Origin of the sequence: Stenotrophomonas sp. S41, assembly GCF_016624625.1 — a bacterium.
Classification (GTDB): domain Bacteria; phylum Pseudomonadota; class Gammaproteobacteria; order Xanthomonadales; family Xanthomonadaceae; genus Stenotrophomonas.
Window position 1 is genome coordinate 1 of the sequence record NZ_JACVTV010000017.1, and the last position, 14183, is coordinate 14183.

The 14183-nt window shown below is 67.9% G+C and carries 11 protein-coding genes and 1 pseudogene; all 12 read right to left on the minus strand.

Annotated features, from left to right (window positions below):
• Positions 1-232: 232 nt before the first annotated feature.
• The 12 genes and pseudogenes from IAE56_RS05880 to IAE56_RS05935 all read right to left on the minus strand — a co-directional run bounded on the left by IAE56_RS05880 (position 233) and on the right by IAE56_RS05935 (position 14100).
• Complete coding sequence (locus IAE56_RS05880; protein WP_200751841.1) at positions 233-2605, minus strand: methyl-accepting chemotaxis protein; 2373 nt, start codon at positions 2603-2605, stop codon at positions 233-235.
• Positions 2606-2701: 96 nt separating this feature from the next.
• Positions 2702-3085, minus strand: a complete 384-nt coding sequence (locus IAE56_RS05885) for a hypothetical protein (protein WP_108768774.1) — start codon at positions 3083-3085, stop codon at positions 2702-2704.
• Between the two features lie 137 nt (positions 3086-3222).
• The gene (locus IAE56_RS05890; RefSeq protein ID WP_108768775.1) at positions 3223-3714 is read right to left on the minus strand and encodes a chemotaxis protein CheW; all 492 of its coding nucleotides are present in this window, start codon (positions 3712-3714) and stop codon (positions 3223-3225) included.
• Positions 3715-3881: 167 nt separating this feature from the next.
• On the minus strand, positions 3882-4655 hold the full coding sequence (locus tag IAE56_RS05895) for a flagellar brake protein (RefSeq protein ID WP_200751842.1): 774 nt from the start codon (positions 4653-4655) through the stop codon (positions 3882-3884).
• 163 nt (positions 4656-4818) lie between these two features.
• On the minus strand, positions 4819-7059 hold the full coding sequence (locus IAE56_RS05900) for a methyl-accepting chemotaxis protein (protein ID WP_200751843.1): 2241 nt from the start codon (positions 7057-7059) through the stop codon (positions 4819-4821).
• A 382-nt stretch (positions 7060-7441) separates the two neighbouring features.
• Positions 7442-9442 carry a chemotaxis protein CheA gene (locus IAE56_RS05905; protein WP_200751844.1) on the minus strand — a complete coding sequence of 667 codons (2001 nt, stop codon included), beginning with the start codon at positions 9440-9442 and terminating at the stop codon, positions 7442-7444.
• Between the two features lie 53 nt (positions 9443-9495).
• The gene (locus IAE56_RS05910; RefSeq protein ID WP_070207889.1) at positions 9496-9861 is read right to left on the minus strand and encodes a response regulator; all 366 of its coding nucleotides are present in this window, start codon (positions 9859-9861) and stop codon (positions 9496-9498) included.
• Positions 9858-10166 carry an STAS domain-containing protein gene (locus IAE56_RS05915; protein ID WP_200751845.1) on the minus strand — a complete coding sequence of 103 codons (309 nt, stop codon included), beginning with the start codon at positions 10164-10166 and terminating at the stop codon, positions 9858-9860. The genes IAE56_RS05910 and IAE56_RS05915 overlap by 4 nt, the downstream gene beginning before the upstream one ends.
• Before the next feature lie 126 nt (positions 10167-10292).
• Complete coding sequence (locus IAE56_RS05920; protein ID WP_200751846.1) at positions 10293-11555, minus strand: chemotaxis protein CheW; 1263 nt, start codon at positions 11553-11555, stop codon at positions 10293-10295.
• Positions 11552-12334 carry a ParA family protein gene (locus IAE56_RS05925; RefSeq protein WP_200751847.1) on the minus strand — a complete coding sequence of 261 codons (783 nt, stop codon included), beginning with the start codon at positions 12332-12334 and terminating at the stop codon, positions 11552-11554. Before IAE56_RS05925 ends, IAE56_RS05920 begins: the two co-directional genes overlap by 4 nt.
• Before the next feature lie 145 nt (positions 12335-12479).
• Positions 12480-13358, minus strand: a pseudogene (gene motD, locus IAE56_RS05930) (flagellar motor protein MotD); the annotation flags it as partial.
• A gap of 1 nt (position 13359) precedes the next feature.
• Complete coding sequence (locus IAE56_RS05935; RefSeq protein WP_108768782.1) at positions 13360-14100, minus strand: flagellar motor protein; 741 nt, start codon at positions 14098-14100, stop codon at positions 13360-13362.
• Positions 14101-14183: the final 83 nt, after the last annotated feature.

Here is a 14183-nt window from a genome sequence, read left to right on the forward strand (position 1 = left end):
CGGTCTTGCCGTGTGCGCAGGACAGCGCACACGAGCAAGCGGCGACCGAGCTTACATGGACGTACTTGCAGCGTCCCCCGCGCAATCCACCCGCCCGGCCAGCCCACAAAATCCCAACGCACCGAGCGCCCACCCCGAGGGGCTTCGCCGTTGGCTGTAAACCCGGGAACCCCGGAAACGAAAACGCCCCGGCACACGGCCAGGGCGTCTTCGAAGCCTGCGGCAGCAGGAATCAGAACTCCTGCCAGTCTCCGTCCGCCAGCTCGGCAGCCATCGGGCGACCGCCGGTGCTGCGGCGTGCCGGCGGTGCGGCCGGTGCCGGTGCCGGGGCGACCACGCGCGGGGCCGGTGCCGGGGCGCGCGGGGCGACCACGATCTCGGCTTCGTCCACCACGAAGATCGACACGGCCTCGCTCAGGTGGCCGGCCTGCTCTTCCATCGCGCGGGCAGCAGCAGTGGCTTCTTCCACCAGCGCAGCATTCTGCTGGGTGGTCTCGTCCATCTGCACCACGGTCTGGTTGACCTGCTCGATGCCGGCCGACTGTTCCTGCGAGGCGGCGGAGATCTCCGCCATGATGTCGGTCACGCGCTGCACCGAGGCGACGATCTCGCCCATGGTCGCGCCGGCCTTGTGCACCAGTGCCGAGCCATCGTTGACCTTGCCGACCGAATCGTCGATCAGACCCTTGATCTCCTTCGCTGCAGCGGCCGAGCGCTGTGCCAGGGTGCGCACTTCGCTGGCGACCACGGCGAAGCCGCGGCCCTGTTCACCGGCACGCGCGGCTTCCACCGCGGCGTTCAGTGCCAGGATGTTGGTCTGGAAGGCGATGCCGTCGATCACCGAGATGATCTCGGCGATCTTCTTCGACGACGCCTGGATGGCCGACATGGTGGTGACCACCTGGCCGACCACGTCGCCGCCCTGCGAGGCGACACCGTGTGCGCCGATGGCCAGCTGGTTGGCCTGGCGGGCGTGCTCGGCGTTCTGGCGAACGGTCGAGGTCAGCTCTTCCATCGAGGCGGCGGTTTCTTCCAGGTTGGCAGCCTGCTGCTCGGTGCGGCGCGACAGATCGCTGTTGCCCGAGGCGATCTCACCGGCGGCCGAGTTGATCGCGCGGCTGGACTGCTTGATGCGGGTGACGATCTCGCTCAGCTGCGCGGCGGTGGCATTGGCATCGTCACGCATGCGGGCGAACACGCCCTGGTAATCGCCGTGCATGCGCACGGTCAGGTCACCCTGCGACAGCGCAGCCAGCAGGCCGGAGATCTGCTCGATGCTGCCGGCGTTGGCGTCCAGCAGGCCGTTGATCTGCTGGGCCAGCTGCAGGAAGAAGCCTTCCTTGCCGTTGGCATCGATGCGGCCGGACAGGTCGCCGGCGGCAGCCTGGGCGATGACGCGGGCCACTTCGGCTTCGACCTGCGCTTCCTGGGTGCGGTCGCGCCATTCCACCACGTAGCCGACGGTGTCACCGGCTTCGTTGCGGATGGTCGAGGCGACCTGGGCGAACTGCGCATCGCCATACTGCATCGGGCGGCGGGCGACGCCGTGGGCCTTCAGGTTGGCCACCAGGGTGGTGTCCATCTCGCCACGGTGTTCCAGCACGGTCACCGGCTTGCCGACCAGCGACGCCTGCGCGTCGAAGTCCGGCAGGTCGCGGCGCACGTCGTCCTGGTACTGGACCAGGGTCTGCTGCAGGGCGCGGTTGCTGTAGACGATGGTGTTGTTCGGGTCGGTCAGGTACACGCCGGTGGAGCTGTAATCCAGGGCGGTACGGATGCGCAGGTTCTCGCGGGCGACGGCGGCATCGGTCTCGATGCGCTCGCGCAGGTCGCGCTGCATGCGCTGCATGGCCTGCATCAGTTCGCCCACTTCGTCCTGGCGGCTGACATCGATATGGCCGTCGAGCTTGCCGCCGGCGACGTCGTTGGCGACCGAAACGGCGCCACGCACGCCGCCGACCAGGGCACGGGCGAACAGCCACACCAGCACCAGGCCCAGCGCGGCGCCGCCGAACAGGGCGATCACCATCAGCGTGGCCGATGCGGCGTAAGTGGAGGACGCTTCGTCGCGCGACGCGCGCGCCAGGCGATTGTCTTCGGCGATCAGCGACTCCAGAGCCGCCGTTGCCTTGCTGTGCTTGTTGCGGGTCTCGCCAACGAAGGTGTCGATGGCATCGTCCGGCAGATCCAGCTCCAGCATTTCGGTGACGCTGTCATACGAAGCGAGCGCCGCTTTCCAGTCGGCAGCGAAGGCGTCAAACAGCTTCTTCTGCTGCGCGTTGTCGATCATCTTGGGGTAATCGACGACTGCCTTGTCCATTCGGGCGCGCACATCCTTGGCGCGGTTGCGCGCATCGGTCTTGACGTCGTCGCTGGCGCGGATCAGTTGCTGGTAGGCCGCGTTGCGGTATTCGCCGACCATGCCGCGCATCTCGCCGGCCATGCGGATGCTTTCCATCCGCGACCCCGCCAGCTCGGTGGTGACGTTGTTCAGCGAATGCAGGCCACGATAGGCGACGATGCCCTGCAGCAGCATCACCAGCAGGATGACGCCGAACGTCAACAGCAGCTTCGGCATCAGTTTGAGGTTGTTGATCCACGGCATGGGCGTTGCGATCTCCTAAGGCAGACGCGTCCGGGCGTCTTGCCCGGTTGCAGCAGACCACGCCGGCGAGGGGCCGGCGTGGTGATGGACAGCGGATTACTTGATGTTGGCCAGCTTCAGGCTTGCCGGCGAGCTGACTTCGATTTCAGCGCGCGAGGCATCGCGCTGGATCTTGCCCAGCACGCAGACGGTCTTGCCTTCCAGGCTTTCCAGCGGGAAGTTGAACTTGCCGCGGTTCTCGCCGGCGATGCGGGCCGAGAAGGTGTGGCGCGGGAAGGCGCCGCCCATGTAAAGGAAGGTCGGCTGGCCTTCGGAACCTTCCGCGAAGCGTGCCTTCTCGACCTTGCCGCAGACCATGCCGTCCTTGCCGACCGAGCGCGGGGCCATTTCCGGCGGGATCATGTCGGCCGACTGTGCGAAAGCGGAAGAAGCAGTGGTGGCCAGGACGGCAGCCGAAACGAACGCAAGCAGGGACTTCATCGGGGTGATTCTCCGGGGATTGTGATGGTCGATCCGGTTCTGCGCGCTCCTGCGCGACCGGGTTCATGTCCCCCTATCGGCACTGCCGCGGGGAACTGAAGGGCTCGGTTACAGAAACGTGAGGGAAGTCCGCCTGCTCAGGCCGCGGCGTCTTCGACCAGGCTGGCCTGGCCCATGTCGGCGCTGTCCAGCAGGGTTTCGATGTCCAGCAGGATCAGCATGCGGTCGTCCTGCGTGCCGATGCCGGAAATGAAGCGGGTATCGACGGCGGCGCCGAATTCCGGGGTGGGGCGGATCTGATCGCCCGACAGCGGGATCACGTCGGAAACGCTGTCGACGACGATGCCGACCACGCGGTCATCCACGTTCAGCACGATCATCACGGTGAAGGCGTCGTAGGTCGCGTTTTCCAGGCGCAGCTTCAGGCGCAGGTCGATGACCGGAACGATGGTGCCGCGCAGGTTGATGACGCCCTTGATGTAGTCCGGTGCGTCCGGCACGCGGGTGACCGCGTCGTAGCCACGGATTTCCTGCACCTTGAGGATGTCCACGCCGTAGTGCTCGGCGCCGAGGGTGAAGCTGAGGAATTCGCCACCGGCGCTGGCGGTGGAGCTGGTCTTGTCGTTCATCGAGGGTCCTGGTCTGCCGGAATTCCGGTGTCAGGCTCGATATCGGCCCCGTGGGTGGGGACTTTAGGTGGGCAGGTGTGTCATCCACGCATGGCGTGGATCTACCGGGGAGGCGCGTGGGGTCGGATCCTTTTCCGCAGGAAAAGGCTCTGACCCCGGGGACTGCCTTACATCTCGCCGTTCTGGCGCGCCTTGCGCTGGCGGTCGATGCGGAAGATGTAACGCTGGATGGCGCTGTCGCCACCGCGCGGCAGGTCGTCGAAGCGCATGCCGATGCGCTTGACCTCGATGCCGTTGGGTTGCCGCTGCGGCAGCATGTTGCAGACCACCAGGGAAATCTGCAGGTCCGGGCCATCGGGCATCGACAGCACGGCGTTGTAGCGCTTCTGCAGGCTGAACACCGCGCAGTCATTGGGCACGGTGACGGCCAGGCCGCCGCCGCTGATGTCGACCACGCGCATCGACAGCGCTTCGCTGCCGACTTCACCGGCGGGCAGGGTCAGCTGCGGCGAGTCGGTGATGGGGGTCTCCAGGCGGTACAGCTCGCGCCGCTGCAGGTGCACCAGTTCTTCCGGCAGCGGCGCGCGGAAGGCGACGTGGCCTTCGTTGTCCACCCGCTGCAGGTCCTGCAGGCGGAAGCGCACCAGTACCCGTTCCAGCTGGGCGAAGCAGAGCAGGTGATCGGCCTCTTCGGCGGCGCGGTTGGAGGCTTCCTGCGGGCTGCCATCGAGCAGCAGGAAATCGTCGTCCTCGTCCAGGTCGAGCAGGGCGGTCGGGAAGGAACGATCACGACCGTCGATGTGGGCGTTGATCAGCGAACGCTGGTCGATCAGCGAACGCAGCAGCTGGCGCAGCTGGCGGGGATTGCGCACCAGGAAGCGTTCGTCGGCGGCGTCGGCCGCGTGGGCATCGTGCTGGTCGTTGTCGTGGCCGTCGGACATGGAATCTTGGTTCTGGGGCGGGGGCCGACACGCGCTGGCGCGTGGCTTGAAAGAGGTATCGGCCGGGGTCGGCAATTATGAAGTGTGAAATGCATCACTTTCCATAGACGGTGCCGCCGCCTTGATGCGGGTCCGGTCATGCCGCAACCGGACCCGCTGTGGCTCAGAACTCCTGCCAGTCGCCGTCACCGGCCAGCGCAGGCTGCGCCACCGGCTTGCGGGCCCGCGACGGGGCCGGTGTGGCAACCGAAGTGGGCTTGCGCGCCACCGGGGCTGCGGCAATGGCGCGCGGTGCAGGAGCGCTCAGGCCGGGAGTGGCCAGGCGGAAGCGGGCCACGGCTTCACCCAGCTGCGCGGCCTGGTCTTCCATCGCCCGTGCGGCGGCGGTGGCTTCTTCCACCAGCGCAGCGTTCTGCTGGGTGGTTTCGTCCATCTGCACCACGGTCTGGTTGACCTGCTCGATGCCGGCCGACTGCTCCTGCGAGGCAGCGGAGATCTCGGCCATGATGTCGGTGACGCGCTGCACCGAGGCGACGATCTCGCCCATCGTGCTGCCGGCCTGGTGGACCAAGCTGGAGCCTTCGGCAACCTTGCCGACCGAATCATCGATCAGGCCCTTGATCTCCTTGGCGGCGGCGGCCGAGCGCTGGGCGAGGGTACGCACTTCGCTGGCGACCACGGCGAAGCCGCGACCCTGTTCACCGGCACGCGCCGCTTCCACCGCGGCATTCAGCGCCAGGATGTTGGTCTGGAAGGCGATGCCGTCGATGACGCTGATGATCTCGGCGATCTTCTTCGACGACGCCTCGATGGCCGACATGGTGACGACCACCTGGCCGACCACTTCGCCACCCTGCGAAGCGACGCCGTGTGCGCCGATCGCCAGCTGGTTGGCCTGGCGGGCGTGCTCGGCGTTCTGCTTCACCGTGGAGGTAAGTTCCTCCATCGATGCCGCGGTCTCTTCCAGGTTGGCGGCCTGCTGTTCGGTGCGGCGCGACAGGTCGCTGTTGCCCGAGGCGATCTCGCCGGCGGCCAGGGTGATGCTGCCGGCGCTGGCCTGGATCTGGCCGACGATCTGGGTCAGCTGGGCGACGGTGGTGTTGGCGTCGTCACGCATGCGGGCGAACACGCCATGGAACTGGCCGTCCATGCGTGCGGTCAGGTCGCCTTCGGCGATGGCCTGCAGCAGCTGCGAGAGCTGGCCGAGGTTGCCGTCGGCCACCTGCATCATCGAGTTCAGCTGCTCGATCATCACCTTGAAGTCATGGTCGAAGCGATCGGCATCGCCGCGCTGGCTGAAGTCACCGGCGGCCGCCGCGTTGGCCAGCTGCTGGATCTGGGTGTTGATGGCCAGCAGGCTGGCTTTCGCCGCATCCATGGCTTCGTGCAGGAACGCGCGGGTGCCAGGCAGGCGCTGCGCATCCTGGGTCAGGTTGCCGGCGGCGTACTGGTTCAGCACGTCGAAGGCGGCGCGGATCGAATCGAGGTGCTCGAAGATGACGGTGTTGATGCCGCCGGCCAGCTGGCCGTACACGCCGGGGAAATCCTCTGGGATGCGATGGCTGATGTCCGGGCCGGCATGCATCTCCGCCATCAGCTGGGTCTGCTCGGAGAAGCGGCGCAGCATGGCGGTCATGTCGCTGGTGGCGGTCAGCATGCGGCCGGCTTCGTCCTTGCTGGTGGCCTGGGTGGTGACGCTGAGGTCGCCGCGGGCGACGGCCTGGATGGCGGTCAGTGCCTTGCCGAGCGGAACGGTGACGGCGCGCGAGATGACCACGGCCAGTGCAGCGGCGACCAGCGACAGCAGCACGATGGTGCCGACGATGGCGATCATGCTGTTGCGGTGGGTGGCGTTGGCGGCGTCGATCTTGGCCTGCATCTGCGTGCCGAGGAAGGCGCTCAGTGCCTTCAGTTCCTCGAAGGCCTTGCGGCGCGCCGGGCGCGACTGCTCATCGGAGACCTGCTGGGCCAGCACGCCGTCGCCGGCATCGGCGGCCGCGCGCAGCTTCGCATTGGCGTTGAAGTAGGCGTCGACACCGGCCTTCACCGGCTGGTACAGGGCGCGTTCCTTGTCGCCGGTCGGCAGCGCAGCATAGGCGGCAAGTTCCTTGCGCACGATGTCGGCGCTGTCGTCCATGCGCTTGTTGTAGTCGGCCACCTTTTCCGGCTGGTCGAGCATGGTCAGCAGCGCCAGCTCGTAGGTGCGGAATTCACCCAGCTGCGAACGCACTTCGCCCAGGTGCTGCACCGAGGGAATGTCGTTGCTGGCCATCGCACCCAGCTGGGCGTTGGCCTCGCTGAGACGGACCAGGGCGAACAGGCCCAGGACCAGGGTCATCAGCGTCGTCAGGGTGAAGCCCACGGCCAGCTTGCGGGCGATGGGCAGATCATGGAACCACTTCATGCAGGGTGCTCCGGGTGGGCAGGTGGCCGGCGCACGGGCGCGGGCCGGGGGAATGCAGAGGGAAACGGTCGGGCCGGTGGGGGTTCGGTGACTGCCGTCAAAGCCAGATAGCGGCGTGGTTTGCACGGACTTTATGGATGGATGTCACATTCGTGTGCGTAGGGTGAAACGGTGCGAAAGCCTTGTGGGACGGGCGCTTTCACTTCGTTGGTTGGTTGCAGTGGAAACTGCCTTCACGACGGAGATCACAGTGCGTGATGCGGGCGTGGGGTCAGAGCCCTTTGCTGTGCAAAGGGATCCGACCCCCGAGGGGCGCGGCTGCGCGCAAACAAAAACCGCCGCCCCTGCGGGCGGCGGTTCGGGTACAGCGCGGTGCGGTGGCTCAGGCGGCCTGCGGCACGCGCAGCGAACGCACCAGGCCACCGATGTCGACGATCAGGGCGACACGGCCGTCGCCAAGGATGGTGGCACCGGACACCCCGCCGATGCGGCGGTAGTTGTTCTCGATGTTCTTCACCACCACCTGCTGCTGGCCGACCAGTTCGTCCACTTCCAGGGCGATCTTCTGCCCATCGCCCTCGACCACCACCACCAGCGATTCGCTGTTGGCGCTGCGGGCGCCATAGCCGTAGTACTCGCTCAGCGAGAGGATCGGCAGGTACTCGCCACGCACGCGCAGCACGCGGCCTTCGCCGGCCATGCTGCGGATGTCCTCGGGCTGCGGCTGCAGGGCTTCCAGCACGTAGGCCAGCGGCAGGATCAGGGTTTCACCGGCCACCGCCACGGTCATGCCGTCGAGGATGGCCAGGGTCAGCGGCAGGCGGATCAGCGTGCGCGTACCGCTGCCCAGGCTGCTTTCGATCTGCACTTCGCCACCCAGTGCCTGGATGTTGCGGCGGACCACGTCCATGCCCACGCCACGCCCGGACAGATCGGTCACTGCATCGGCGGTGGAGAAGCCGGGCTGGAAGATCAGGTCCCAGACCTGCGAATCGGTCGGGTTGTCCGGTACGGCCAGGCCGCGTTCGTGTGCTTTGGCCAGGATCTTGTCGCGGTTCAGGCCGCGGCCGTCGTCGCTGACTTCGATGACGATGTGGCCGCCCTGATGCGAAGCGGCCAGGGTGATCGTACCGGTCTCGTCCTTGCCTGCGTCACGACGCACGTCCGGCATTTCCAGGCCATGGTCGATCGAGTTGCGGACCAGATGGACCAGCGGGTCGGCGATCTTCTCGATCAGGCCCTTGTCCAGTTCGGTGCCTTCGCCCACGGTGCGCAGGCGCACCTGCTTGCCGAGGCGGGTCGAGAGGTCGCGGACCAGGCGCGGGAAGCGGCGGAACACCGCATCGACCGGCAGCATGCGCACGCCGATCACCGCTTCCTGCAGGTCGCGGGTGTTGCGTTCAAGCTGGTCCAGGCCGGCGAACAGGCTTTCGGCATGCACCGGGTCCAGTGCGTGCGAGACCTGCTTGAGCATGGCCTGGGTGATGACCAGTTCACCGACCAGGTTGATCAGTGCGTCGACCTTGTCCACGCTGACGCGGATCGAGGTTTCGGCTTCCTGTGCGCCGCCACCACTGGCGGCCGGCGCGGCGGGGGCGGCTGCAGCCACCGGTGCAACGGGGGTGGAAGGGGCAACAACGGGTGCAGCGGGGGCCTGGGTGGCCAGGCTCGGCGGCGCGGCCGGACGGATGTCCAGTTCGCAGTCGTCCAGCACCCAGGCAAAGGTGTCTTCGATCTTGCTGCGCGGCACCTTGCCGACCAGGCCCAGGTCCCACGCCAGGTGGGCCTCGAGCGGGTCGAGCTGGGCGAAGCCGGGCAGGCGCTCCATGCGCGCGGCGACCTGCAGCGAACCCAGGTGTTCCAGTTCGCGGATGATGCGCAGCGGATCGTTGCCGCTCATGAACAGCGACGGCGCCGGGGTGAAGCCGATCTGCCAGGCTTCGGGCGTATCGTCGACCTTGGCTTCGGCAGCGGCCGGAGCGCTGGCGGCCACCTGGCCGGACAGCACCGCTTCCAGGCGCGCCTTCACCTCGGCGACGGCGGCCGGGTCAGCGGCCTGGCCGTGCTCGGCTTCGCGCAGCAGGGCGCGCAGTACGTCCACCGAGGACAGCATCGCGTCCACCGCGGCCGGTTCCAGTGCACGCTTGCCGGCACGCAGCTCATCCAGCAGCGTTTCCAGCACGTGGGTCAGGCCGGCGATCGCATCGAAGCCGAAGGTGCCGGCGCCACCCTTGATGGAGTGGGCGGCGCGGAACACCGAATTGATGATCTCCGCGTCCTGTTGCCCCGATTCCAGGGCCAGCAGGCCGGCCTCCATCGCGTCGAGGCCTTCGCGGCTCTCCTCGAAGAAGGTGGCGTGGAAGCGTTGCAGGTCCATGCTCATGGCAGAGGCAATCCGGAAACGTGGGGTAGGGGCGGTTCAGGGGTGCCGGGCGATCAGCCCAGCACCTTCTGCACGGTGGCGACCAGCTGTTCGGGGTTGAACGGCTTGACCAGCCAGCCGGTGGCACCGGCGGCCTTGCCTTCGGACTTCTTGTCCGCAGCCGACTCGGTGGTCAGCATCAGCATCGGGGTGAACTTGTAGTCCGGCAGCTGGCGCAGCTCGCGGATCAGGCTGATGCCGTCCATGTTCGGCATGTTGACGTCGGTGACCACCGCGTTGAAACGCTGGCCCTTGGCGCGACCGAGCGCGACCGCGCCGTCTTCGGCTTCTTCGACGGCAAAACCGGCCGAGGTGAGGGCGAAGGAAACCATCTGGCGCATCGACGCCGAATCGTCCACCACCAAGATACGTGCGCTCATGCAGCGTTCTCCACAGATTTCAGGTTGTCATGGGGTACGTCCAGGCCCAGGGCCTGGGTGACGCCCAACAGGCGGGCGGCGTCACGGAAGGTTGCAGTGCAACCGTGGAAGCCGGTGCCCAGGCCCGCCTCGCGGCGCGCCTGCACGAACGCACACAGCACCTGCACGCTGGCCGTGTGGATGCGACCGACCTGGCTTGCGTCCAGGGTCAGTTCGCCTGCTTCCACCACAAGGGGCGAAAGGCGGTTCTTGAGCTCGGTGCTGTTCTCGATGCCGAGATCGTCACCCAGTTCGACAGTGCTCATCGTTGCTCCGGACAAACGGTTCCGAGATCCATAACGGCACCCGGCAGGGGTTCTTTAGGGTTGAATCGATTGGCCGCATATCCACGCGGGCGCGTCCAGTAGGTCCACGCCATGCGTGGATGGGACTCAGGCCAACAACCGGGTCGCATCGAGCAGGATCATCGGTCGCTGGCTGATGCGGGCCACGCCGCGGAACAGCTCGTTGGAGATCTGGCAGATGCGGGCGGTATCGGGCGGCTCGATCTGCGAGTCGGTGAGGCTGGCCACGTCCTCGACCGCCGACACGCGCAGGCCGAGGGTTTCACCGTTCTCTTCCAGCACCACGATGCGGGTCTGCGCATCGTCTTCGGCGGTGGCCGCGCCCAGGTGGATGCCCAGGTCCATCACCGGCACCACCTGGCCACGCAGGTTCATGATGCCGAGCATGGCCGGGGCCGTGCCGCGCAGCGGCAGCAGCGGTACGGGCAGCACCACTTCCTGCACCTTCAGCAGTTCCAGTGCATAGGCCTGGGTGCCACAGCGCAGGCGCAGCCAGCGCGAGGTGCGTTCGGCGGCGCGGCGGTTGTGCGGGTTGGCGCCATGCGGCGGCTGGTGGGCCTGCGCCTGCAGTTCCTGCCAGCTGCCGGGGCGGATGCCGGGCGGCGCATCGAGGGCGACGCGCGGCGGCGGTGCGACGGCGGCGCGTGCGACCGGCGCAGGGGCAGGGGCAGGGGCAGGGCGCGGCGCTGCCGGGATGGGGGCTGCGGGCACGACCGGCGCCGGCGGCGGCACAGCCTCGCCTATGGCGGCGGCCTCGAAGGCGGCCTGCAGGGCAGGGCTGTCGGTGTGCGCCAGGCGATGGCTGTCGGCGCTGTCGGTTTCGTAGATCACTTCGTCCGGCAGGTCGTCCCAGGTCGGCTTGGGGGCGTCCGGCCCGGTGGCGGGTTCGGGCGCCGCTGCGCTCGCCGGAAGTGCCCCGGCGCTACCGGTGGTGTCGCCGGTCTCGTAGACCACTTCGGCGGGCAGGTCATCCCAGGTCGGTTCGCGTTCGGGTGCCGCAACGACGGCGGCGGTTTCGGGTGCCGCTGCGCTCGCCGGGCGTGGCCCGGCGCTACCGGGGGTGTCGCCGGTCTCGTAGATGACCTCGGCCGGCAGGTCGTCCCAGGTGGGTTCGCGTTCGGGCGCCGCGACCACGGCGGCTTCGAAGGCGGCTTCCAGCAGGGCGTCGTCCACGGCGGTTGCAACGGCCGTGTCGCCGGTTTCGTAGATGACTTCGGCTGGCAGGTCGTCCCAGGTCGGTTCGCGCTCGGGCGCAGGCGCGGCGGCGACCGGCGCCGGCGGCGCGGCGACGGCGATGGCCTCGCCCAGCAGCTCGTCCAGATAGTCGTCCAGCACGCCGGGGGTGTTCATGCTGCCTGCTCCAGGGCACGCGCGTCTTCGCCGAGGATCCAGTTCAGCGCACGGCGATAGGCCGCCAGGCCGCGGCCCGGGTAGTCCTCGCCCACGCTGGGCAGGGTCAGGCCGGCGGCATTGCTGATGCGGGTGTCGATCGGGATCGCGTCTTCCCACACGCGGGTGCCGTGGCGGTCCTGCATGGTGCGCAGTGATTCGTTGCCGGCGCGGGTGCGGCGGTCGAACAGGGTCGGCAGGATCGAGATCGGCAGCGGACGGCGGCGCGAGCGCTCGACCATCTCGCCAGTGCGCACCATGCCGTCCAGGCCGTGCAGGGCCAGCGGCTCGGCCTGGGTCGGAATGATCAGGCGGTCGGCTGCGGCCAGCGCGTTGATCATCAGCAGGCCGAGGGTCGGCGCGCAGTCCAGCAGGATGTAGTCGTGCTGGCCATGGTGGCGGGCCAGCGCGTTCTGCAGCGCGAGGCCAAGCCCGGGCTGGTTGGCGCTGCGCCGTTCCAGGGTGGCCAGCGAGGCCTGCGCGCAGACGTAGTCCAGGCCGCCGATGCTGCTGGGGTGGCTCAGCGTGGACAGCTCGGCCGGCGGCGCGCCGAACAGTTCCAGCACGCCGGCCGGCGCCGGCTCGACCGGCACGCCGAAGGCGCGGGTGAGCGAGGCGTGCGGGTCCAGGTCGATCAACAGCACGCGGTGGCCCTGTGCGGCCAGGCCGCGACCGAGGGCGAGGGTGGTGGTGGTCTTGCCGACTCCACCCTTCTGGTTGGCGACTGCCCAGATGCGCATCGGGTTACTCCTTCATTGCCGGGGGAACGGCGGCGCCGACGCGGCTGCCAGCCGGCACCGGCAACTGCACCGGTGCGATGGGGGAAACAGGGGCGCCGCGCGGTGCGGCAGCAGCTTCGGTGGTCGCGCCGGCGGCGGCATTGCCGCCACCTGCAGCAGCGTTCAGGCGATCGCCCAGCGGATCGACGGCATGGCTGGTGTCGGCCAGGATGATGACCATCACCCGCCGGTTGCGGTTGCGGCCCTGTGCGCTGTCATTTGCGTCGCGCGGGCGGAACTGGCCGTAGCCGACCATGGCCAGCCGCGAGGGCTGCACGCCCTGGTCGGCGAACAGGTGCACCACGCTGGCGGCGCGACCGGCCGACAATTCCCAGTTGGACGGGAAGGTCGCGGTGGCGATCGGCACGTCGTCGGTGTGGCCTTCCACGCGCACGCTGTTGGGCACATCACGCAGCACCTCGGCCAGGCTGGCCAGGGTCTGTCGTGCGTGCACGTCCAGCGCGGCCGAGCCGGTCGGGAACAGGATGTCGCTGTTGATCTCGACTTCGATCCACAGCTCGGTGCGGCGCACGCTGATCATGCCGCGGTCGATCAGCGGCGACAGCGCGGCGGTCAGGCGGTCGGCGATGCTGTTGAGCTGGCGCTCGGCGCGCGCGATCTGTTCCTGGTTGTGCACCGAGACCGGCATGCGCATCTGCGAGGCCATCGCCGGCAGCAGGGTGGGATCGTGGGTGGGCGTGGGCGCCGACGGACCGATCTTCGTGCCCGACTTGATCACAGAGGGGCTGTCCCAGCCGCCGCCCTGCACCTGCTTGTTGCCCACCTGCACCGGGTTGATGGTGCGCGGCGCACCGCCGAAGGCATCGGTCAGGGCATCGGCCATGATCCGGTACTTGCCCTCGTTGACCGAGGAAATGGCGTACATGACCACGAAGAAGGCGAGCAGCAACGTCATCAGGTCGGCATAGGGGATGGCCCATGCCTCGTGGTTGGCGTGCTCTTCGTGGTGCTTGCGGCGGGCCATGTCAGTGCAGGAAGCCGGTGAGGTTGGTTTCGATGTTGCGCGGGTTCTCGCCCTGGGCGATCGAGATCAGGCCTTCGATGACCATTTCGCGGTCGCGGGTGTTGTGCGCGATCACGCCCTTCAGCTTGGCGGCGATGGGCAGGAACAGCAGGTTCGCCGAGGCGATGCCATAGATGGTGGCGGTGAACGCGGCGGCGATGCCGTGGCCCAGCTTGCTGGGGTCGGCCAGGTTCTTCATCACCGCGATCAGGCCCAGCACGGCGCCGATGATGCCCAGGGTCGGTGCATAGATGCCCATGGCCTCGAAGACCTTGGCCGCGGCCTGGTCCTGGTGTTCCTGGCCGCTCAGTTCGATTTCCAGCATGTGCCGGATCGATTCGGGCTCCACGCCATCGACCAGCAGCTGCAGGCCCTTGCGCAGGAACGGGTCGCGCTGTGCTTCCACCTGCGATTCCAGGCCCAGCAGGCCCTGGCGGCGGGCGATGTTGCTCCACTCGACGATCTGCTTGATCAGTTCGTGGCGGTCGCTGTGCGGCGGGCGCACGACCCAGCGCACGATCTTGAAGGCGTGCTTGAACACCGCAGGCGCGGTGTGCAGCAGGATCGACGCCACGGTGCCGACGATCACGATCACGAAAGCGGCAGGCGACCACAGCGAAGCCAGGCCGGCGCCCTTCAGGATGCTGCCGCCGACCAGCGAGGCCAGGGCGAGAAAGAGTCCAATGAGGCTGAGTCTATCCATGGGTCCGGTATCGGCTTGTGTGAATGGGACTTGAGACACCGGTAGATCGTGTACAGACGGTAGTCACAGTTTTCGGGTCGCGG